Genomic DNA, 22,072 nt, shown 5'->3' on the forward strand with positions numbered 1-22,072 from the left:
AAAGGAGAAGACGATGCAATTAAGCGTAACCGACACCGTTACCGCACAGGATCTGGATGATGTTCGTCTCGGCCTCACCGAATATAACAGCCGCTTTATCGATCCCAGTGAGATGCAGGCGATTGGCGTCTTCATTAAGGATGCTTCTGGCCGCAAGCTGGCCGGGTTGACCGGTTCCACCTTTGGTAACTGGCTGCGCATCGACCTGCTATGGGTCGGCGATGCGTTACGCGGGCAGGGGGCTGGCACACAGTTGATTCAGGCCGCCGAAACAGAAGCCCGCGCCCGTGGTTGCCTTTATGCGCAGGTTGATACGGCCAGTTTCCAGGCGCGCCCGTTCTATGAAAAGATGGGCTACACCTTACGCTTCAGCCTCGATAATTATCCGCGTTTGCATCAGCGTCATTACCTCAGTAAATCGCTGTAATCAGATCAGTGGCTGCTGGCGCAAATCCAGCGGCGATTGCTCTGCCTCATCGATCGCCGCCAGCCAACTCTGCAAATCGACTTTCGCCCATGACAGGTGACCACGCGTGGTGCTCATTAGCACCACGTCCGGGCGCAGTGCGCGATACAGTTCCAGCGACTGCTGCAACTCCAGCGGATTACTCTCCGGTACTAACACGCTGATCCAGCGGTTGTAGTCACAGGTCAAGGTATCGCCAACAAACAGATAGGTCTGGCCCAGCGGGGAGTGATAAAGGTAACTGCAACTGCCGGGTGTGTGGCCGGGTGTGGGCAGCAGATGGAAGTCACCAAAGTGGCTTTCCTGCTGAATGAAGGTCTCATCGGGTTCGACAATCAGACTGACGGGCCCCAGTGAACGGCTGTGACAGTAGAGCGCACTGTTAAAACGCTGCTGGATCGCCACGGCGCCTGGGGCGGCTTCATGCCAGTGGGTGAGGTAGTGACGAATCACGCCGCCCGCATCATTGAGAAACTCATGATCGAGCGGATGTTCGACACGGCCGATGACCAGATTGCCGCGCGGATGGCGCAGCATAAAGCCATGCATCATTAAATCTTGCGCCGTTTCTTCGGCGGGAAATTCCGGGGTGGAGATCCACAAATCTTCGTACAGTGGCTTCAATGTCGGTCTCCTGCGGCAAAACGTTAGCGCAATGTCGGGTGGCCGGTGAAGGCAAGCTGTGCTTCGCCCTGTTCAAGCTGTAAGGTGGCGCTGGCGCCCAGCGGCAGCGTGACGGTGTCGGCATCGTGGCCAAACGCCAGTTCGCTGATCACCGGTAGCTGATATTCATCGCGGATGCGTTGCCATACGCTGGCAAAATCGAAACCATTGTCATAAGCAGACAGTGATGTGCTGGTAAAACTGCCGGTGATGATCGCCCGCTGGCGCGCCAGAATGCCGCTCTGTTGCAGTTGAATCAGCATGCGCTCTATGCGGAAAGGATGCTCATTCACATCCTCGATCACCAAAATGCCGTTTTCAATTTGCGGCATCCACGGTGTGCCGATCAGAGAGCAGATCATCGCCAGATTGCCGCCCCACAAGGTCCCTTGCCAGCGTCCCGCATCCGGGCTGTGGGTCTGCCAGCCTATATTGACTGTAGGAGAAGAGAGCGTCTGCCAAAAGTGTGACAAGGTAAATTCGGATAATGCCTCTGCGCCGAAGTTGCCGGCCAGCATCGGGCCGCTGAAGGACACCAGCCCGGTTTGCGCCAGTAACGCCAGTTGAATCGCGGTGAAATCACTGTGTCCACAAAGCGCGATAGGTTGATTGAGCAGCCGACGCTGCAGACCGACATAATCAATCTGATCCAGCAAGCGCGAGGCACCGTAGCCACCGCGCACCGCCAGCACAATATCGGGCAGCGTGCTCAGTGTTGCCAGCTGGTTCACATCATTCAACCGTTCCCCGTCCTCGCCCGCAAAACGCTGGAAGCGGCGTGTAATCGCTGATAAGTTGTCCAACTGATGTCCCTGAGCCTGTAAACGACTCACTGCACGTTGGGCCGCATCCTGATTATGGCAGTAGCCGGAGGGGGCGATCAGACGAATGGAGCGGGGGGAAAGCATAGCGTTCATCCTGATTTAGAGTGGCCTGCCGATGATGGCGAAATCCGTTACCGATGTCACGGCAGCACAAGGTTTTTTACGTATTTAGGATAAACGGTAATTTTGCATTGCGCTGCGCCAGGTATCATAGCTTGCGCCAACTCTATTGCGGAACCAAAAATCAGTGAAAATTCGACTACTTATGCTATCTGCGCTGTTGCTCGCGGGCTGTGCCAGTGAGCCAGAAAAAACGGTCGTGCCAGAGAAAAATACGCCATTAACCCAGGCACCCCCGTCGAAAGTGAATGATGCATGGTCAATGTTTACCGAAGATGCCGCCAGTCATTATGGCGTTGATGAGAAGTTAATCAGCGCCATTATTAGTGTCGAATCCGGGGGCAATCCCACCGTTACCAGCCGCTCAAACGCGGTAGGGTTGATGCAGATTAAAGCCTCAACGGCGGGGCGTGCGGTGTATCGCACTCAGGGACGTCACGGTCAGCCGACGTCTTCGGAATTGCGCGATCCAGCGAGAAATATCGATATCGGCGCGGCATATCTCAAGCTGCTGCAGGATTCTGAGTTGGCCGGTATTCGAAATCCACTGACGCTGCGCTATGCCACCATCGTTTCTTACGCCAACGGTGCCGGTGCGTTGCTGCGCACCTTCTCACGAAATCGCGATCGGGCGATTGCGATGATCAACTCGATGACGCCGGACGAATTCTATCAGCATGTGCAGGATAAACATCCGGCGGCACAGGCACCACGTTATTTGTGGAAGGTCACGACAGCATACCGAACCATCGGTTAAGTCGTCCTGGCGAAGCGCGGCTCGTCAGGGCCGCGCCTTAAAGCACACTGTTAATTCGTTCATTCCATCAGCAATCGTGCGGTGGGATAGTCCACAATCAGCACTTTCACATATCCACCGCGCAACGCTCCGCGAATCGCCTGGGCTTTCTCTTTGCCGCCTGCCAGCGCTACCACTTGCGCGCACTGTTTAACCTGCGCCAGCTCCATGCCAATCACCGGATCTTCCTCGGCGTTCAACACCGGTTTTCCGGCAGCATCAAAATAATGCAAACAGATATCGCCCACCGCACCGCGCTCGGCCAGCGTGCGCAGCATCTCGCCGTCATAGTAGTTGCCGGAATTGCGTAGCAGCGCAGAAGGCTCAAGATCGCCAATGCCGACAATCGCCAGATCCACTTGATCAAACTTTTCCAGCACCACGGCCACGTCTGGGTTGACTGATAAGCGTTGACGATCCTGCACTGAATGCTCAATCGACTGCGACGGCAGCAACCAGGCCGGGCAATCCAGCAGCGCCGCCAGATTCTGCGTCAGGATGGTGGCCTGCACGTTGCCGTTCGCGCCCACCCCGCCGAGCAACTGGATCACGCCTTTGCAGGGCGCACTCAGCGGATGCAACGCGTCCACCATCGCGCGAATGGTGCCACTCCATGATGAAATGCCGATCAATTCATCGGCGCGCAGGCGGGTTTCCAGATAGTGCGCCGCCGCTGAGCCAATCGCCTGTTTAATTTGCAGCGCGGAAGCCTGATCCGGCACATCGACCACAATCACCTGTGGCAGCTGATACTGCTGCTCAATCGCCTTCTCCAGTTCGGGAAAGACATTGGCGGGTGGCACCACGCTGATCTTTACCACGCCTTCTTTCACGCTGCGATTGAGAATGCGTGACACAAAGGATTGCGACAGCTTCAGCAGCTGCGCAATGTCGGACTGCTTCATGCCTTCCACATAATAAAGCGTGGCGATTTTCACCATCAGCCGCTGTTCGTCCTGTTTTGCCATGGTTTTTTCTCTCTCTTAACCTGCCTGGTATTGTTAATCAGGCTGTCATAAATAACAACGCAGAACATTTTGTGATCGTTTTCGCTTTTTCAGGATCGCGCGATGGACGAGTTCAGGAAGCCAGCGCATAGTCATTATGCATATAAAATCGCAATTGAATATATATTCAAGCGGAGAAAAATTAATGAAAGCTTCTGTCCTCAAAATGACCCTACTGGCTTCACTGATGTTGGCCTCAGCGGCAACGCTGGCGGCAGAGAAAGGCTTGATTGCTATTATCACGCCTTCTCACGATAACCCGTTCTTTAAAGCCGAAGCCGATGGCGCGCAAGAGAAAGCCAAAGCGCTCGGTTACACCACGCTGGTGGCCTCGCACGATGATGACGTGAACAAACAGAACCAGCTGATCGAAACCGCCATCGCGCGTAAAGCCAAAGCGATCATTCTGGATAACGCCGGTGCTGACGCCACTGTCGGCCCGGTGCAAAAAGCCAAAGATGCCGGCATCCCCACCTTCCTGATTGACCGTGAGATCAACAAAACCGGCGTCGCCGTGGCGCAGATTGTCTCCAACAACTATCAGGGCGCGCAGTTGGGCGCAGAGAAGTTCGCTAAGTTGTTGAACGGCAAAGGCGACTACGTTGAGCTACTGGGCAAAGAGTCGGATACCAACGCGGGCGTGCGCTCACAGGGCTATCACGATGTGCTGGATGACTATCCCGATATGAAGATGGTGGCGCAGCAGAGTGCCAACTGGAGCCAGACCGAAGCCTTCAGTCGCATGGAAACCATTCTGCAGAAAAATCCCAACATCGTCGGGGTGATTTCCGGAAATGACACCATGGCGCTGGGTGCGGAAGCCGCGCTGAAAGCCGCCGGTAAAACCAACGTGATCGTGGTCGGCTTTGATGGCAGCGACTACACGCGTGACTCCATTATCAATAAAGGCAACATCAAAGCCACGGTGCTGCAGCCAGGCTGGGATCAGGCACAAATGGCGGTTGAGCAGGTGGATTACTACCTGAAAAACGGCAAAGCGCAAAAAGAAGAGAAGCAGCTGATGGATTGCGTGCTGATCGACGACAGCAACGCCGCGAAGCTGAAAAACTTCAACCTAGCGAAATAAGACGGAGGTCGGCATGAAGGGAAAAGCAGCAGCCGGGCTGATGGTTGGGCTCTTATCGCTGATATTGACCGCCTGCACCGTGGTGGATCTCGATGCAAACGGCAATCCCATCATGCCGAAAGATCCGAATGCCAAACCCGGCTACAGCAACCAGACGCCACAGCAGATTGCCGAATCGAGCTGGGCCAGCCGGGTGCAGCAACCGGCTGAGAAGCAGGCGCTGAGCTGGGCGGATATGGAAACCAAAAGTCATACCGTTAAGGCAGGGGGCAGCGAAAGCGTGTTTGTGCGTGCCGGAGGAACCGTCACCGCCTTTGATAACAGCAACGAGCGGGAACGCAGCCTGACCGTCACCATCAATGGCAAACCGGTCAAGGTGTTGATTGGGCCGGTACTGCGCAGTAATGCGATTCGTGATGCGGCGGGCTATCGCTTTGAAGAGTTCACCAATCAGGTGCAATACGCCCAGCTGACTAAAGCGTTGAACCGCCATGCCGTCCAGCAGCTACCGCCGGTGGATGCCAGTTGGGTCGGCAAACCGGTGCAGGCGCTGTTGGCCGTCAGTATCGAGCCGAATCAGGTGGATGACGTGGTGGCGATTCAGTTGCAGCAGGGGAATCCATGATGAGCGATGAAATCATCCTGCAGGCCAAACAGATGTCGATGTTGTTTCCAGGCACCCTGGCGCTGGATCGTGTCGATTATCGCGTGTGGCGCGGCAAAGTGAACGTCATCATCGGCGAAAACGGGGCGGGGAAATCCACGCTGATGAAGATCCTCGCCGGGGTACAGCAGCCCACCAGCGGCGAAATGTTCCTTAACGGCGAAAAAGTGGTGTTGAGCAGTACGCGAGACGCCGCCCGTCACGGTATCGGCATGGTGCACCAGGAACTCAACCTGTTTGAAAACCTGAGCGTGGCGGAGAACATCTTTCTGGGACGGGAAATCCAGCGCGGCATCAGCCCGATTAACGAAGCAGAACAGAAGCGACGTACGGCTGCGTTATTGCAACGTCTCGACCAGCCAATTTCACCGGACGAGATAGTCGGTAACCTGAAAGTGGGTCAGCAGCAGTTGGTGGAAATTGCCAAAGCGCTGGCAGAAAACGCCGACATCTTAATTCTGGATGAGCCGACCTCGGCGTTGAGCAAAACCGAAGTGGAGATTCTGTTCCGCGTGATCCGCGAACTGACGCGGCAGGGGGTTTCCATCATTTATATCTCACATCGGCTGGAAGAGCTGATGGCGATTGGTGATGTGATTACCATCCTGCGTGACGGACGTTTTCAGGCGGAAGCGAAGGTCAGCGAAATCGATGTCCCCTGGATCGTGCGTGAAATGCTCGGCAGCGAACCGGTGAGTAACTTTCTGCCGCCTAATCGTCAGTTCGGGGCGGCGGTGCTGGAAGCCGAGCACATCACCTGTGTCAGTGCCCATGGCAATACGCTGGTGGACGATGTCAGTTTCAATGTACGCGCCGGGGAGATCGTCGGCATTTATGGCCTGATGGGCGCGGGGCGCACCGAGCTGTTTGAGTGCCTGCTCGGCAGCCAGCGCAACTATCTCGGCAAACTGTGGCTGGACAGCAAACCGTTACCCACACGCTTGCCAACCGCCGAACGTATTCGTATGGGCATGAGCCTGGTGCCGGAAGATCGTAAACGGGCCGGTATTTTCCCGGTCTCCTCTGTGGCCAGCAATCTCACCATTGCCAGCTTGTGGCGACGATTATCGCATCGCACCGTGATCTCCGAACAAGCTGAACGCGAAGCGGTAAACAGTACGGTAGGCAATCTGGCCATCAAAATCTCGTCGCCCGACGTGGCGATCAGTGCGCTGAGTGGCGGCAATCAGCAGAAAGTGGTGATTGGCCGTTCATTGCTCACCAATCCACGTTTACTGCTGCTGGATGAGCCCAGCCGGGGCATTGATGTGGGTGCCAAAGCGGAAGTGTTCCGCATGATGGTGAAACTGTCAGAGCAGGGCATTGCCGTGGTGTTCTCCACCTCCGATCTAAAAGAAATTATGGCCGTCGCCGATCGCATTCTTGTGATGTCTGGCGGCAAGTTGACAGCTGACCTGCCGCGCGCGGAAGCGGAAGAGGCGGCGCTGGTTAAAGCAAGTGCACAGGGGTTCTGAGCATGAAAAACAATGGCGCAATGGCGCTCGCTTCGCCAGGTAAGGTTTTCAACTCGCGTGAAGGCATGATTCTGCTGCTGTTAAAACTGCGCACCTTTATCGCGTTGTTCCTCATCGTCGGCTTCTTTGCGATTACCGTGCCGGATTTCCTCGCCGTGGGTAGCATGGTGATCATGGTCAAACACATCGCCATCAATGCGTTTCTGGCGCTCGGCATCACCTTTGTCATTATCACTGCGGGTATTGATCTCTCCATCGGCGCCACGCTGGGCCTGTGCGGCATGATTGCCGGCTGGTTGATTACCAAAGGCATTGTGTTGCCGATGTTTGGCATCGCCATCTTTCCCAGCGTTTGGGTGATTGTGCCCGTGGTGATAGTGGTAGGCGGACTGATTGGCGCGGTGAATGGCTGGATCATCACCAAATACAACGTGGCCCCGTTCATCTGCACGCTGGGCACCATGTACATCCTGCGCGGGGCGGCGATGCTGACCTCTGGCGGCGAAACCTTCCCCGGCTTGCAGGGCAATCCGCTGCTGGGTAACACCGGTTTCGACAAAATCGGTGCGGGGTATTTTCTCGGCTTACCGTGGGCCATCTGGATGATGGTGGTGCTGGCGTTGGTGATTGCCTATGTGGCGCGCCGCTTGCCGTTTGGCCGTCAGGTGTATGCGATTGGTGATAACGAGCGTGCGGCGGAACTCTCCGGCGTCAAAGTGAAGTCGGTGAAAATCTGGGTTTACACCCTTTCAGGTTTCTGTGCGGCGATTGCTGGCATTGTGGTGTCTTCGCAGCTGGTGGCCAGCCATCCGGCGAACGGTACCTCATTCGAGATGAACGCGATTGCGGCCGTGGTGCTCGGTGGTACTTCACTGGCTGGCGGACGCGGCACCATTCTCGGCACGCTGGTGGGGGCCTTTGTCATCGGTTTTCTGGCGGATGGCTTGATCATGATGGGCGTCAGTGAGTTCTGGCAAATGGTGATCAAAGGCATCGTGATTATCGTGGCGGTGATCATCGATCAGATGCAAAGCCGCATGCAGCAAAAAGCCGCCGTGGTGGCGCAGAAGGCATTGATTCAGGAAGGTGAGGCCAAAGGTTAATCATTACCCGTCATAAGCTGAGCCGCAGGTGCGTGGGTTGCACTTGCTCACCCCAGTCACTTACCTGAGTAGGCTCCTGGGGATTGACGAGTTGGCCGCCTTCCCGCAACTCAGCTTATTTAGGGTAAAAATCGAGGTAAATTTTTTTACCTGTTTTGAATATATATTCAATAACGCTTTAAAATGCAGAGGTGTCTATGAATCCTTTCAAATATTCGGTGGCGGACCTGGCAGCGAAAGCGCGCGCCGTACGTCGCCGCATCATCCAGCTCAATGCCGGTAGTCCGGCGGGTGGACACACCGGTGCCGATCTCTCTCAGGTCGAAATCCTGACGGCGCTCTATTTCCGCATCCTGAATTGTGCGCCGGATCGCACCAACGATCCGCAGCGTGACATCTACATCCAATCGAAAGGGCATGCGGTCGGCGGCTATTACTGTGTGCTGGCAGAGGCGGGTTATTTCCCAACCGAGTGGCTGCCCACTTACCAGCATTCGGATTCACATTTGCCGGGCCATCCGGTGCGGCAGAAAACGCCGGGCGTGGAACTCAACACTGGTGCACTGGGGCACGGCTTACCGGTGGCGGTGGGTATTGCGCTGGCGGCGAAGAAAGATAACAGCGACCGCCGCGTCTTCGTGGTAACCGGCGACGGTGAACTGGCCGAGGGCAGTAACTGGGAGGCTGCGCTGGTGGCGGCGCACTACAACCTCGATAACCTGGTGATCATCAACGACAAGAACAAACTGCAACTGGCAGGGCACACGCGCGACATCATGAACACCGATCCGCTGCCGGATAAATGGCGCGCCTTCGGTCTGGAGGTCACTGAGTGCAACGGTAATGATATGGCTTCCGTGGTGGAAACCATTGAAAACCTGCCGCGTAACGGCAAACCGCAGGTGATTGTGGCGCATACCGAGAAAGGCTTTGGCATCTCCTTTATTCAGGGCAAACCAGAGTGGCATCACCGTGTGCCGAAAGGGGAAGAGATCGAACTGGCACTGGAGGAATTAAAAGATGAGTAATGCAAAACACCTGGCCACGGTGATGGTGGAAGCCTTTATTGACGCGGTCAATCGCGGTGTGGATCTGGTGCCAGTGGTGGCGGATTCCACCTCAACGGCAAAAATATCACCTTTCATTAAGGCGTTCCCGGATCGCCTGATCAACGTCGGTATTGCGGAACAAACGCTGGTGGGCACAGCAGCTGGTCTGGCAATCGGTGGAAAAGTGGCGGTGACCTGTAATGCCGCACCGTTCCTGATTTCCCGCGCCAACGAGCAGGTAAAAGTGGATGTCTGCTACAACAACACCAACGTCAAACTGTTTGGCCTGAATGCCGGTGCCAGTTACGGCCCTCTGGCCAGCACCCACCACAGCATTGATGACATTGCGGTGATGCGTGGCTTCGGCAATATCGAGATTTACGCGCCATCCTGCCCGCTGGAGTGCCGCCAGATCATCGATTATGCCCTTGCGCATGTGGGGCCGGTTTACATCCGTCTGGATGGCAAGGACCTGCCTCAGCTGCACGACGAAAACTACCAGTTCCGTCCCGGTCAAATCGACGTCATGCGTGAAGGCAACGACATCGTGCTGGTGGCGATGGGTTCCACCGTGCATGAGGCGGTGAGCGCGGCTGAGCAATTGCATGCACAGGGAATCAGCGCAGGTGTGATCGCCATTCCATCAATTCGTCCCTGCGATACCCAACAGCTGCAAGAGCTGTTAAAGCATTATCCGGCGGTGATCACCGTAGAGGAGCACAATGTTAACGGCGGCGTCGGCAGCCTGGTGGCCGAAGTGCTGGCTGAAGGTGGCTGCGGCATTCCGCTGTTACGTCTGGGCATCCCCGATGGTCAATACGCGATTGCTGGCGACCGTGCCTCCACGCGCGCGCATCATGGTATTGACGCCGCCAGCGTGGTGAAGAGTGCAGTGCGCATGTGTGCAGGAGCGTAAACATGGCGGGTCCATTAATACTGGCAATTGATGAAGGTACCACGAACGCGAAAGCCATAGCGGTGGACCGCGCAGGCAAGGTGGTGGCGCGCGGCAGCCAGCCTCTGACGCTAGCCCATCCGCAGCCTGGATTGGCCGAACAGGATCCGCTGGCGATCTGGCAGGCGGTGAAACAGGCGATTGAAAGCTGTCTGGCGCAGTGCGGCGGGGCAGAGGTGGCCGCCGTCGCGATCAGCAATCAGCGCGAGTCGGTGCTGATCTGGCAGCGCCGCGACGGGCAGCCGCTGACGCCGCTGGTGAGCTGGCAGGATCGTCGCTCAGAAGCGTTTTGTCGTGATTTACGCATGGCGGGTAAAGCGCCACGCATCACCGGCTTAACCGGTTTGGCGGTCGATCCGATGTTTCCCGCAGGCAAACTCACCGGGATGCTGGCGGCGATACCGGATGGCCAGGCGCGTGCGCAGGCCGGTGAACTCTGCATTGGCACTGTGGATAGCTGGCTCAGCTGGCAACTCAGCGGCGGCGAGAGTTTTATTACCGATCACGCGAATGCGGCCCGCACCCAACTCTATAATTTGCACAGCGGTGACTGGGATGAGGAACTGCTGACGCTGTTCCATATTCCGCGCACGGCGCTGCCACATATTGTGCCCTCCGCCAGTGCGCAGGGTGTTGTCACGGTACAGGACATCGCCGGACTGAAAGCGGGTACACCCATTTTGTCGCGCATTGGCGATTCCCATGCGGCACTGCAGGCGCAACGCAGTGCGGGTGAAGAGGTGGTGAAAGCCACTTACGGCACTGGTTCATCGCTGATGATGTCAATGGCCACACCTTTGCTGACCGAAAACGGCCTCAGTACCACGGTGGCGTGGCACGATGGCACGCTGCGATTTGCCTTTGAAGGCAACATCACCCATACCGGTTCAGGCGCGGCCTGGCTGGGACGCATGCTGGGCATCAGCGATCCGCGTGAACTGACGGCAATGGCGCAGCGCAGCGAACATAATCAGGGCATCTATTTCGTGCCTGCCTTGTCAGGCCTGGGCGCGCCCTGGTGGGATTTGAAGGCGCGCGGCATGGTATGTGGCCTTACCGATGCAGCCACGCCAGAGGTGCTGGCGCGCGTGGCGCTGGAATCTATCACCTTCCAGATTGCCGATGTGTTCTTCGCGATGGAGCAGGCCAGTGGTGTGCAGTTGCCCGCGCTCTGTGTGGATGGCACGGCGACCGAAAACAGTTGGCTGATGCAGTTACAGGCAGACGTGTTGCAGCGGCCGTTGAAACGTGCCCCCACCGCTGAAGTCTCCGCCCTTGGTGCCGCGCTGCTGGCGGGGCGCTCATTAGGCTGGTGGCAGCAGGGCAGTGATATGCAGGCGTTGCAGGGTGGCAGCGTGATGGAGCCGCGCAGCGATCGCGCGACCATTTTGCAGGAGAATTATCGCGGCTGGCTGGAAGCGGTGGCGCGTTGTCGCTATCAACCGCACCATTAATCTTTATCGTCTCAAAGACAACGTATCGCACGAGGGCGAGTCACACCGCGCCCGCCCAGGCGTGATAAATCATGTCGAAGAGAAATCTGCGGGGTTCACTCTGATCCCCGCATGTTACTCAATTACTGGAAGCGATTCGCTTTGTCGCGCGCCAGACGCTCCAGCGCAAAGATCACCTGCTGTAGCTGGCGTTCCTGCACCGGCTCAATGGCGGTAAAGCGGAAGCTGAGACGGGGGGTTGTGCGGGTTTCATTCTTGCTGGTGACGGTGCTGCGCTCGCCAATATGCAGCAGCTGTGCGGTGACCTCAAAATGACCGTATTCGCCCAATTCCACACGCAGGTTCTTAAAGGTATCACCCCGATTCAGGCCTTCAGGCAAGCTGTCATCCAGCAATACGCCCGCGCCACCGAGAGAGAGATCCTGTAAACGAAAACGCGCTTTGCTACCATCCGGCCACTGCGTATGGCAGTAAAACACCGGTTCCATCGGGGCGGAAACACGGAAAAATTCACGACGCTGAATCTGCCACAGCAGCTCAGGCAGTGGGGCAGTGAAAGCGGGTAAGCCTTCAAACTCGGTGCGCTCAAGTTTGATCAAGCCAAACTCTACTTTTGCCCCCTGGGTTTCTGCCGCGATATTCACTTCACCGCCCTGCAGCGCTAAATCGTTATCCAGCGCATTGCTGCCGAGATCGAAAATGACGCGATCTTCATCCGCATCCAGCATGCGGCTAATAAATTGACCGCGCGAAAAACTGACCATTAAAGGGGTCTGGAAACGCAACAAATCCTTCATTACGTTTAAAACAGCAAGGGTGCCTCGTTTGAGATATTGTTCGTTATCGGCGTCTTTCACATCCTGCTCCACTTATCCGATTGTTATTATCACGGGTGACACGGCTATCGAACTGTTATCGACGTTTTAACAAAAAGCTTTAGCCTGCTAACTCTCTATCTACTGTGATGTTCCTCAAGCAGATTAAAAATTTCCGACTATACTAATCGCAGTGAACACCTTGATTCATAACGTAAGGAGCAGTAAATGGGTATTCTTTCATGGATTATTTTTGGTTTGATTGCCGGGATCATCGCTAAATGGATCATGCCAGGTAAAGATGGCGGCGGATTCATCATCACTGTGGTACTAGGGATCGTCGGCGCGGTGGTTGGCGGCTGGATCAGTACCCTGTTTGGCTTCGGCAAAGTTGACGGTTTCAACTTTGGCAGCTTCGTGGTGGCGGTAATTGGTGCCATCGTGGTGCTGTGGATCTATCGTAAAGTTCGAACCTAGTAGCGCACTCTGATTTTATGAAATCCGCATCCCCAACGGGATGCGGATTTTTTTATGGCGGTTAGAAATCGTAACCCACGGTGGCGGTAATGGTCCGCTCCGCACCGCGATAGCAGTATCCGGTGCCATAACAGGCGGCGAGATACTTTTTGTCGGTCAGGTTATTGGCATTCACCTGCAGCCATGCCCCTTTCAACTGTGAATCCCACGCACCGAGATCGGCACGAACGGAAGCATCAAACAGCGTCACTGACGGCAAACGAGTGGTGTTTTCATTATCAGCCCACTGCTTACCGATGTAACGCACACCCGCACCGGCGCTCAGCCCGTAATCAAACTGATAGTGACCCCAGAATGACGCCATGCTGTTCGGCGTGACGTAAGGCGTATGGCCATCATTTCCGTCAACGGAATCTTTGAAACGCAGATGGTTCAGCGTGTAACCGGCAATGGTGCTGAGTCGCGGCGTCAGTTGATTACGTGCTTCCAGCTCAATGCCCTGCGAATGCACTTTGCCGGAAGGGCTGTAGGTGCTGTCCACCACGTTACGGTTCGCCACATCGTTTTGCGTCAAATCGTATAGCGCGATGGAGTACATATCGCGTGTGCCCACAGGCTGGTATTTCACACCGGCTTCATACTGCTCGGAAGTGGTTGGCTTCAGCTGATTGCCGTCTGGGTCGGTCAACGAAGCCGGGGTAATCGCCTGGCTCCAGCTGACGTAAGGTGAGATGCCGCTGTCGAACGCATACAGCAGCGCAGCACGGCCGCTGACGTGGTCATCCTGGCGACGGCTGGTGCCATTATTGGAGACGATGCGATCGTAGCGGCCAGAGAGATCCAGATGCCAGCGGTCGAGTTGCATTTCATCCTGCAAATAGAGCCCGGTCTGATAATAGCGACGCGTTTGTTCGGTCCAGCTGTAATCCGGCATGCTGCCGAACGCTTCGCCCGTCCAGGGGTTTAATGAACTCGCATAGCCACTGGCTTTACTCAAATCGTTCTTATAACGGTGGTATTCGGCACCGAGGATCACCCGATGCTGCAGCGCGCCGGTGGCAAAATCGGCCTGCAGACGGTTGTCGTTGGCCCATGCGCTAAGCGAAGAACGTTCACCGGAGTAGTAGCGGGTCAGCAGGTCCGGGTTAGCGGCGTCCCAGCCAATCTGATACACCTGATCAAGATCGACATTAGAGTGGCTATAGCTGGCGGTAGAGTAGACAGACCACACTTCATTGAAGCGGTGCGAGAAGTCATAGCTGTAAATCTGTTCGTGGCGTTTGAACTGATCCAGCGCGCTGTCGCCCTCATAGAATCCATCACTCAGCTTGCGGCCATTATGGCTGTAAAGCGTGCCTTCAACCGGTACGGAACCGTGATAACCGCCGGATGGATCTTTTTGCAGATAGGCACGCAGCACCAGACTGGTGTCTTCGCTGGGTTGCCACAGCAGCTGTGGCGAAATCGCATATTTCTCTTCACGGGTGTGATCGTATTGCGTGTCGCTGTTACGCGTGATGCCGGTGAGACGGAAGGCCCACTGATCGTTAATCGCATTGGTGTAGTCAAAGGCGGCGCTGTTGGTGGCGTTGGTGCCGGTCGACAGGCGGAAATGGCCCTCTTCAGCAAACTGCGGCCGTTTGCTCACCTGATTGACTAATCCGCCTGGCACGGTCTGGCCGTAAAGTGCGGAGGAGGGGCCTTTGATCACATCAACGCGATCGAGGAACCAGTTATCCACCTGCAAGATGTTGAAGCTGCCGCCATCACTCATGATGCGCAAGCCATCCAGGAAGGTGTTGTCGACATCGCCGCCATGGAAACCACGTAGCGCGATGGTGTCATAACGGGTGGCGGCGCCGCCGAAGTTGGTGAATACGCCCGGCGTATAGTTCAGTACCTGATTGAGATCCTGCGCACCCTGATCTTCCATCTGCTGACGTGTTACCACCGAGATGGACTGCGGCGTGGTGATCAGCGGTTGATCGGTTTTACTGCTGCCGCTGCTGCGGGTGGCGAGATAGCCTTGTGTCGGTGAGCTGGCGCTCTCCTGCGGTTGCGCGGTGACCACGATGGACTCTTCTGCGAAGGTTGCAGCAGGAAGGGCCAGAGCCAGCGCACAAAGCACGCGGGCACGATTAAGGGGAAAAAGCGTCATCGGAAATCCTTTAACGGGAAACAGAACAAAAGCAGCACTCAACCAGCACTGCAGTAAATTGAGAATGCGATTAAAATTAAGAGTGAGAATTATTATCTTTTAGTGAGGTATGTTTCAAGTTGTGAATGTGAGTGAAAGAGATTGTGAGGAAATGAACGGGAAGGGTGGCGTAGCGAGTACGGCTTTAAGTGAGAACAGGTTTCATGATTCAGTCATATAATCTGTCGCGGTGCGCGAGGGTGTGGAAACCTGAGGTGATGACTTCACTGCGTTAAGTGGTGACATCGCATGCCTGAGGGGATGGTATTAAGCCCCCTTGGCTTTGACAGCGCGAACCGATTGCGCTGCTACCGTTTGACAAACAAAGCAGTAGCAGCGGTTTTATTTAAGAGAGTAAGAGGGTTATTTCCCCGCATTCAGTGCGGGCATATTCGGGATATCGCTCGCGTTATTACAGGTGTTATCTTTCGGGCAGTATTTATCCAGTAGTTTGAGCGTCACGCCATTGGTCCAGCCGAAGCCGTCCTGCAACGGATATTCACCGCCACCACCCCCACCCAGTTGCGCGCCTTCCACCACATACTTCTCAACCAGCTTGTGCTCTTTGTCGTAAGTGGCCTGCACGTTCTGCAGGAAGCGCTGACCAATTTCCTGCGCCAGCTTGGGTTGCTTGTAATGTTCCAGACCTTCCACCGCCACCCATTGCAGCGGCGCCCAGCCATTTGGTGCATCCCATTGCTGACCATTATTAACGGTTGTCGTCACCAAACCTCCCGGTTTCAACAGCTGTTTCTCAACCGCTTTGGCGGTGCGGTCCGCCTGTTTTTCACTCGCCACCTGCATATACAGCGGGAACAGGGTAGCGGCGGTTAACTGCGGATGAACGTGTTTTTTCTGCCAGTCATAGTCGGCGTACCAGCCTTGCTTCTCATCCCACAGATAACGATTAATCGCTGCCTGACGTTTTTCAGCATCGGCCGCGAACTGTTTGGCTTTGTCATCCTGCTGTGCCAGTTTCGAGGCTTTGGACAACACCTGCTCCAGATGGAACATCAGGCTGTTAAGATCGACCGGTGCCAGCTGGGTGGTGCGGATCGAGGCCAAATTGTGGGCATCGGTAAACCAGCGAGAGCTGAAATCCCAACCGGAGGCCGCACCGGCACGCAGATCGCGATACACCTGCTGTTTATTGCGATCTGGCGCTTTGTTGGCGGTATTCACATCGTCGAGCCAGGACTCGGTGCGTGGAGCATCGCGGTCATCCCAGTAACGGTTAAGCAGCGTGCCGTCACCCAGTTTAATCACGCGCTTGCTGGCTTCTCCGGCCGCGACTTTATCGCTGTCCGCCATCCAGTAGTCATACTCTTTCTGCAACTGCGGCAGATACTGGCGGTAAACATCATCACCTTTGTGCGTCGCCAGCAGATCCACCATCAGGCTAAAGAACGGTGGCTGTGAACGGCTGAGATAATAGCTGCGATTGCCGTTCGGGATGTGGCCGTATTTATCCAGTTCGGTGGCGAAGTTATCCACCATATCCTGCACGCGATCCCAGTGCCCGCTCTCGGCGAGGCCCAGCATGGTGAAGTAGCTGTCCCAGTAATATACTTCGCGGAAACGGCCGCCGGGGACCACATAGGGTTTCGGTAGCGGCAACAGGGAATCATACTGGCTGGCGGTCGGTGTCGATCGTGTCAGCACCGGCCACAGGCCGTTGATATGTTCACGCAGGCTTTGTCCGGCAGGCGGCACGTATTTGTCCTGCTCTTTAGGCAGGGTGAAATTAGCGTCCACGAAATGCTTGAGGTCGAAGTTGCGCTGGCTCTTTTGCATCTGCCAGTCCGCCAGTATCGAAGAAGGATTGTACTTCGGAACCGCATCGGCAAAGGTTTTCTGATCCGGATAAAATTTTGCCTGCTGTACTGCATTAAACAGAGGCCCAAGGCGGATATCGGGCGGCTGTGGCTGGCTGCTTAGCATTCGGCTGGTATCTTCCGCCTGCGCAACAGAGGCGCCGGCCAGCAGCGCCGCGCTCAGTAACAACGTCAGTGGCGCGGGCGTGAATTTGACATTTTTTATCATCGGTTTTTCTCCTTGTCCGAAAAGGTGGTGTGCTAACACATTGACCACCCGAACAACTTTAGTCGTTAACGCGCCGCTTAGCCGCCTCAAGCCATGGAAATGTGAAGCCGTGGGAATTAATCACGCAAGAAATTGCATTAACAGTGAGGTTTTTGCTTGCCCTTCACCGCTATTTGCCTGAGGCTGAAGGAAAAAAGGAGAGCTGTATGGAGATTATCTGGTATCACCCGTCGCAAGCCCCCGATCGCTGGCTTGCGGGACTGCGTCAGCGTTTACCGCAAGCCAACGTGCGCTACTGGCACCCGGGCGACACGGCTCCGGCGGATTATGCCATCGTGCGTTCGCCCCCCATCGAGATGCTGGCTGGCCGTCCGTTAAAAGGCGTGTTTGCCATGGGCGCGGGCGTCGACGAAATTCTTAAGCAACTGCGCGCTCATCCTGAAATGCTAGCCGATGACGTACCGCTGTTCCGCCTCGAAGATACCGGTATGGCGCGTCAGATGCAGGAGTATGCGAACTGGTGCGTGCTGGGCTGGTACCGCCGCTTCGCCGACTATCGTCAGCAGCAGCAACAGGCGCACTGGCAACCACTCGACACAGCGGATCGCGCCGACTTCACCATCGGCGTGCTCGGTGCGGGAGTGCTGGGCAGTAGCGTGCTTGAAAGCTTACGTCAGTGGGGTTTCCCGCTGCGTTGCTGGAGCCGCTCGGCTAAGCAGATTGATGGCGTGCAAACCTTCCACGGTCGCGATCAGCTGGATGCGTTTCTCGATGGCACTCAGGTGCTGATCGACCTGTTGCCCACCACGCCGGAAACCACCAACCTGATCGATGAAAAGTTTCTGCGCGTGTTACCGCAGGGTGCCTTTTTCCTCAATCTGGCGCGCGGCGCGCACGTGGTGGAAGCCGATCTGCTGGCCGCATTGAACAGCGGTCAACTGGCGGGTGCGGCGCTGGACGTGTTCCAGACCGAGCCACTGGCGGCGGATCACCCGCTCTGGTCTCATCCACATGTCACATTGACGCCACATACTGCGGCTATTACGTTGCCCGGCGAGGCGATGGATTTCATTGCTGGTGCCATACTTGCTCTGGAGCAAGGGGATCAACCGGGTGGTTTAGTCGATCGTCAGCGCGGTTATTAATTCACATTGAGTCAGGAGAAGAGGATGTATCCCGTCGATTTGCATATGCACACCGTTGCCAGTACCCACGCCTACAGCACACTGCATGACTATGTGGTGCAGGCGAAGCAGAATGGCCTGAAGCTGTTTGCCATCACCGATCACGGCCCGGATATGGCGGATGCGCCGCACTACTGGCACTTCGTTAATATGCGTATCTGGCCACGCGTGATTGATGGCGTAGGCGTGTTGCGTGGTATTGAAGCCAACATCAAAAATCAGCAGGGTGAAATTGACTGCAGCGGCCCGATGCTGGATGCGCTGGATCTGATTGTGGCGGGTTTCCATGAGCCGGTGTATGCACCGCGTGATAAAGCGCATCACACGGAAGCGATGATTGCCGCCATGGCCGGTGGGCTGGTGCACATTATTTCGCACCCGGGCAACCCGAAATTCCCGGTGGATATCCGCGCCATTGCCGAAGCGGCCGCGCATTATGATGTGGCGCTGGAGATCAACAACTCTTCCTTTACTCACTCACGTCCGGGCAGCGAACCGAACTGTCGCGCCATTGCTGAAGCGGTGCGTGATGCCGGCGGGCGTCTGGCGTTTGGGTCGGATTCGCACACCGCATTTACCCTTGGTCATTTCGAACACTGCATCCGCATTACGCGCGAAGTGGATTTTCCCGAGGATCGCGTGTTAAATGTCACGCCGCGCCGCCTGCTCGACTTCCTCGAACAGCGAACCGGTAAGCACATTGCTGAATTTGCGGACTTTTAACTTTTAGCCTCAAGGAATTCTGTTGCATGAATGAGTTTTCCATTCTCTGCCGCGTCATCGGCTCGCTGTTCAACCGCCAGCCACAAGATCCATTGCTGGTGCCGCTCTTCACCATGCTGCGTGAAGGCAAACTGAAGGCTCAGTGGCCGCTGGAGCAGGATGAACTGTTAACCCGTCTGCAGCAGAATAGCGATCCGCAGGCCCTGGCGGCGGATTACAACGCACTGTTCGTCGGCAGCGAATGCAGCGTACCGCCTTACGCTTCGCAGTGGCCAAACGGTCCGCAGGAAGCGGATGTCCGTGCCTTCCTCGCCTCACGTGGCATGCCGTTAAGCGATGCGCCTGCCGATCATTTTGGCGTGCTGCTGCTGGCGGCCTCGTGGCTGGAAGATCAGTCAGCGGAAGATGAGTTCGCCGCGCAGCTGGCGCTGTTTGACGACTACCTGCTGCCATGGTGCGGTGCGTTCCTGGGCAAAGTGGAAGCGCACGCAACCAGCGCCTTCTACCGCACGCTGGCTGCGCTGAGCCGTGAAGCCATTCAGGCGATGTACGATGAACTGAACGAAGGCAACGGCGAAGAAGCCTAATCACCAGCTGGCTACGCTGCTGCCGAGCTTAACGCCCGGCGTGGCGCAGATCATCGGCGTGCCGGGCAGATACGCAGCGGCACGCAATCTTTCGGCAATCCCCCACGCGTTGATCTCTACTGTCGGCAGGGCATCGCCGTGCTGTGCCGCAATGCCATGCTGCGGCTGTGGCGGGGACGCGCCAAACTGTTGCAACAGTCTTGCGGTGCGCGCCAGTGATAAGCGTGCCTGCCAGCCAACGTGATTTTCCCGACGCTGTCTCATCCCTTCCAGTACGGCGGCGGCCATCATATAGCCGGTGGCGTGATCGAGTGCCTGCACTGGCAGCGGCGTCGGTTGGACGTTACCACGCCAGATCATGCCCTGTTCAGCGATGCCGCATCCCATCTGCACCAGGCTGTCAAAGCCGCGCCGATTACGCCATGGCCCGCTCCAGCCCCACGCATTCAGGCTAACATCCACCAATCCGGGCGACAGTTTGCGGCGTGATTCTGCATCCAGCCCCAGCTTTTCCAGCGCATCCGCGCGATAGCCATGCACCAGCACATCAGCGTGTTTGATCAGATCGCGCAGCTGCTCAACGCCCGCTCTGGATTTGAGATCGAGTCGTGCGCAGCGTTTGCCGCAGGTGATCTCCTCTTCCAGTGTTGGCTCTTCCCAGCCGTAAGGATCGATACGTAAAACCTGCGCGCCAAGGCTGGCGAGAAAACGCGTGGCGACCGGCCCGGCGATAATGCGCGTCAGATCCAGCACGCGTACGCCCAGCAGCGGACGGGCAAGCGGCAGTTGCCAGCCAGGCGTGGGTGCATCTCCGGTGGCCTGTTGGGCGATCAGCGCTTCACTGCTGACGGCCATCCCTTGTGGGTGTTGCAACCACTGTTGCTCACTGCGCATCTGCGCAGCACAGCCGCCAGCCTCGATCACGGCCTGCTCCAGCGCGGCCGCTTGCCACTGAGACACCCGTTGCGCTAATGCGGCGCGGTCGGCTTGTTGGCCCAGCACCTGCTCCATCGCGGCACGATGATGCGGGGCGTTGGTGTGCAGACGGATCCAGCCATCGGTGGTGGCATAGTCGCCAGCAAAAGGGTCCCAAAGTGCGGCAGGAGGACGATTTAACGGCGTGAGGCTGTGCTGAAACCAGCGAGAGGCGAGCCGCACATTGACGCTAACCGGGGTCGATTGCCCGAGCAAGTCGCTCACTGCCTGGCTTGCGAGCCCAATGCTGGTGGCGGCCAGTTCACTGACGGCAAACGCAGAGGAAAAGGTATCGGGCTGGAGAAAGCTAAGCGCGGGAAGGGGTTCCGCGCCACGCAATCCTTGCCACAGTTGCTGCCATAATGCGGCAGCAGATTGAGTATCCATATTGAGTCTCCGGAAAACGCGCGAGACTCAAGCATAGCAGAGGGGATCTAACGGCGGTGTAAACGCGGAAAACGCGCGTGCATGCGCAGATTGCGCAGGTTGATCACCGCAATGGCCGTGCCGAGCACCACCAGAGACGCGCCGAGGATCTTGAAGCTGTTCATGCTGTCGCCCAGCACGAATACGCCCATCAAAACCGCCAGCACAGGCGTGAGCAGCGAGTAAGGCATGATTAAGTTGACGTTGTACTTTTTCAGTAACCAATACCACAAGGTATAAGCCACGATCGAGGAAGCCAGCGCGCTGTAAAGAATACCAAACCAGCCGCGCCAGCCCGCGTGGCTTAATGCGTAAAACTGATGCGATTCGGTAAGCCAGGAAGCGGCACCGACAATCGGCACGGCAAGGAATGAGATCCAGCCGGTGAGCGTCAGCGGTTTTATCGGCGGCGATTTCTTCACGATCATATTGCTGATGGCCCAGCCAAAGGCGCTGCACAGCAAAATACACAACACCCACCACGCAGGAATGGTTGGGCTGCCAGAGAGCACCGCCACCCCACTTAACGAGACCGCGATGCCGAATAACTGCACCAGGCGCAGCTTCTCTTTCAACACCAGCATCGCCAGCAGCATGGCAATCGGCGTGCCGAGCTGCACCACAATCGCGCCGGTTCCGGCATCGGTGTAGCGCATGCCGACAAACAGCAGCGAGAAATGCATAAAGCCAAAGGTGAAGGCGAGGGTAAGCAGCCACGGCAGCTGTTCACGCGTGATGCGGCAGAACGGCACCAGCACAATCGCCACCACCACGAAACGCATCCAGGTGAGGAACAGCGGCGGAAGTTCCAGCAATCCCCACTTCACCGCCACGTTGTTGAAAGCCCAAATGGAAACCACCATCAGAACCATAAAGAAATGCCGCACTGCCACAATGTCATCCTTCACATGAAAGGGGGTATCACCGGCTAATCATGGCACGAAGCCGTGCATTTCTGTGACATTGTGCAAAAATTTTTTTC

21 protein-coding genes are annotated in these 22,072 nt (G+C 56.5%); 13 read left to right on the forward strand and 8 right to left on the reverse strand.

The genetic code is table 11. From position 1 onward, the window contains the following. The first annotated feature begins 13 nt into the window (after positions 1-13). The gene (locus VI01_RS02675) at positions 14-427 is read left to right on the forward strand and encodes an N-acetyltransferase (protein ID WP_045813895.1); all 414 of its coding nucleotides are present in this window, start codon (positions 14-16) and stop codon (positions 425-427) included. On the opposite strand, the gene VI01_RS02680 is transcribed toward VI01_RS02675, so the two are convergent. Both VI01_RS02680 and ldcA read right to left on the reverse strand, forming a co-directional pair. Continuing rightward, positions 428-1,090, reverse strand: coding sequence for an MBL fold metallo-hydrolase (locus VI01_RS02680; protein ID WP_038647517.1), 663 nt, complete (start codon positions 1,088-1,090; stop codon positions 428-430). Positions 1,091-1,113: 23 nt separating this feature from the next. Then, complete coding sequence (gene ldcA, locus VI01_RS02685) at positions 1,114-2,037, reverse strand: muramoyltetrapeptide carboxypeptidase (protein WP_045813896.1); 924 nt, start codon at positions 2,035-2,037, stop codon at positions 1,114-1,116. 163 nt (positions 2,038-2,200) lie between these two features. Here ldcA and emtA point away from each other — a divergent pair, with 163 nt between their 5' ends. Next, entirely contained in the window at positions 2,201-2,830 is a 630-nt protein-coding gene (emtA, locus tag VI01_RS02690) for a membrane-bound lytic murein transglycosylase EmtA (protein WP_075564066.1), read from the forward strand. 59 nt (positions 2,831-2,889) lie between these two features. On the opposite strand, the gene VI01_RS02695 is transcribed toward emtA, so the two are convergent. Next, a complete protein-coding gene (locus VI01_RS02695; protein WP_045813897.1) occupies positions 2,890-3,837 on the reverse strand; it encodes a sugar-binding transcriptional regulator in 948 nt (315 codons plus the stop codon). 184 nt (positions 3,838-4,021) lie between these two features. On the opposite strand from VI01_RS02695, the gene VI01_RS02700 reads away from it, so the two are divergent. From VI01_RS02700 to VI01_RS02730, 7 genes are all read left to right on the forward strand, one after another. Continuing rightward, entirely contained in the window at positions 4,022-4,963 is a 942-nt protein-coding gene (locus VI01_RS02700) for a D-ribose ABC transporter substrate-binding protein (RefSeq protein ID WP_034821972.1), read from the forward strand. A 13-nt stretch (positions 4,964-4,976) separates the two neighbouring features. Continuing rightward, positions 4,977-5,588 (forward strand): DUF2291 family protein, encoded by a 612-nt coding sequence (locus VI01_RS02705; protein ID WP_045813898.1) that lies wholly within the window; start codon positions 4,977-4,979, stop codon positions 5,586-5,588. Further along, complete coding sequence (locus VI01_RS02710) at positions 5,588-7,102, forward strand: sugar ABC transporter ATP-binding protein (protein WP_045813995.1); 1,515 nt, start codon at positions 5,588-5,590, stop codon at positions 7,100-7,102. The genes VI01_RS02705 and VI01_RS02710 overlap by 1 nt, the downstream gene beginning before the upstream one ends. A gap of 2 nt (positions 7,103-7,104) precedes the next feature. Next, positions 7,105-8,205 carry an ABC transporter permease gene (locus tag VI01_RS02715; protein WP_045813899.1) on the forward strand — a complete coding sequence of 367 codons (1,101 nt, stop codon included), beginning with the start codon at positions 7,105-7,107 and terminating at the stop codon, positions 8,203-8,205. Between the two features lie 197 nt (positions 8,206-8,402). After that, positions 8,403-9,233, forward strand: a complete 831-nt coding sequence (locus VI01_RS02720; RefSeq protein WP_045813900.1) for a transketolase — start codon at positions 8,403-8,405, stop codon at positions 9,231-9,233. Beyond that, positions 9,226-10,170: a transketolase family protein gene (locus VI01_RS02725; protein ID WP_045813901.1), complete on the forward strand. Its 945-nt coding sequence runs from the start codon at positions 9,226-9,228 to the stop codon at positions 10,168-10,170. Before VI01_RS02720 ends, VI01_RS02725 begins: the two co-directional genes overlap by 8 nt. Before the next feature lie 2 nt (positions 10,171-10,172). After that, positions 10,173-11,663: an FGGY family carbohydrate kinase gene (locus VI01_RS02730; RefSeq protein ID WP_045813902.1), complete on the forward strand. Its 1,491-nt coding sequence runs from the start codon at positions 10,173-10,175 to the stop codon at positions 11,661-11,663. 122 nt (positions 11,664-11,785) lie between these two features. Here VI01_RS02730 and VI01_RS02735 read toward each other — a convergent pair whose 3' ends face one another. Then, complete coding sequence (locus VI01_RS02735) at positions 11,786-12,520, reverse strand: flagellar brake protein (protein ID WP_045813903.1); 735 nt, start codon at positions 12,518-12,520, stop codon at positions 11,786-11,788. Between the two features lie 186 nt (positions 12,521-12,706). Here VI01_RS02735 and VI01_RS02740 point away from each other — a divergent pair, with 186 nt between their 5' ends. Then, positions 12,707-12,955, forward strand: coding sequence for a GlsB/YeaQ/YmgE family stress response membrane protein (locus VI01_RS02740; RefSeq protein ID WP_038647498.1), 249 nt, complete (start codon positions 12,707-12,709; stop codon positions 12,953-12,955). 61 nt (positions 12,956-13,016) lie between these two features. On the opposite strand, the gene VI01_RS02745 is transcribed toward VI01_RS02740, so the two are convergent. Further along, positions 13,017-15,113, reverse strand: coding sequence for a TonB-dependent siderophore receptor (locus VI01_RS02745; RefSeq protein WP_045813904.1), 2,097 nt, complete (start codon positions 15,111-15,113; stop codon positions 13,017-13,019). Positions 15,114-15,515: 402 nt separating this feature from the next. Next, a complete protein-coding gene (gene treA, locus VI01_RS02750) occupies positions 15,516-17,195 on the reverse strand; it encodes an alpha,alpha-trehalase TreA (protein ID WP_045813905.1) in 1,680 nt (559 codons plus the stop codon). A 206-nt stretch (positions 17,196-17,401) separates the two neighbouring features. Between treA and ghrA the strand changes: the two genes are divergently transcribed. The 3 genes from ghrA to VI01_RS02765 are packed head-to-tail and all read left to right on the forward strand — an operon-like array spanning position 17,402 to position 19,689. Then, positions 17,402-18,340, forward strand: a complete 939-nt coding sequence (gene ghrA, locus VI01_RS02755; RefSeq protein WP_045813906.1) for a glyoxylate/hydroxypyruvate reductase GhrA — start codon at positions 17,402-17,404, stop codon at positions 18,338-18,340. Positions 18,341-18,364: 24 nt separating this feature from the next. Further along, complete coding sequence (locus VI01_RS02760; RefSeq protein ID WP_034821944.1) at positions 18,365-19,102, forward strand: phosphatase; 738 nt, start codon at positions 18,365-18,367, stop codon at positions 19,100-19,102. 26 nt (positions 19,103-19,128) lie between these two features. After that, positions 19,129-19,689, forward strand: a complete 561-nt coding sequence (locus VI01_RS02765; protein WP_045813907.1) for a molecular chaperone — start codon at positions 19,129-19,131, stop codon at positions 19,687-19,689. Here the strand turns inward: VI01_RS02765 and VI01_RS02770 are convergent, their stop codons facing one another. Beyond that, entirely contained in the window at positions 19,690-21,051 is a 1,362-nt protein-coding gene (locus VI01_RS02770; protein ID WP_045813908.1) for a CoA transferase, read from the reverse strand. Positions 21,052-21,098: 47 nt separating this feature from the next. Further along, the gene (locus VI01_RS02775) at positions 21,099-21,983 is read right to left on the reverse strand and encodes a DMT family transporter (RefSeq protein WP_045813909.1); all 885 of its coding nucleotides are present in this window, start codon (positions 21,981-21,983) and stop codon (positions 21,099-21,101) included. Between the last annotated feature and the right edge of the window lie 89 nt (positions 21,984-22,072).

The sequence above is a fragment of the Pantoea sp. SM3 genome, assembly GCF_000963995.1.
GTDB lineage: Bacteria > Pseudomonadota > Gammaproteobacteria > Enterobacterales > Enterobacteriaceae > Pantoea > Pantoea rwandensis_B.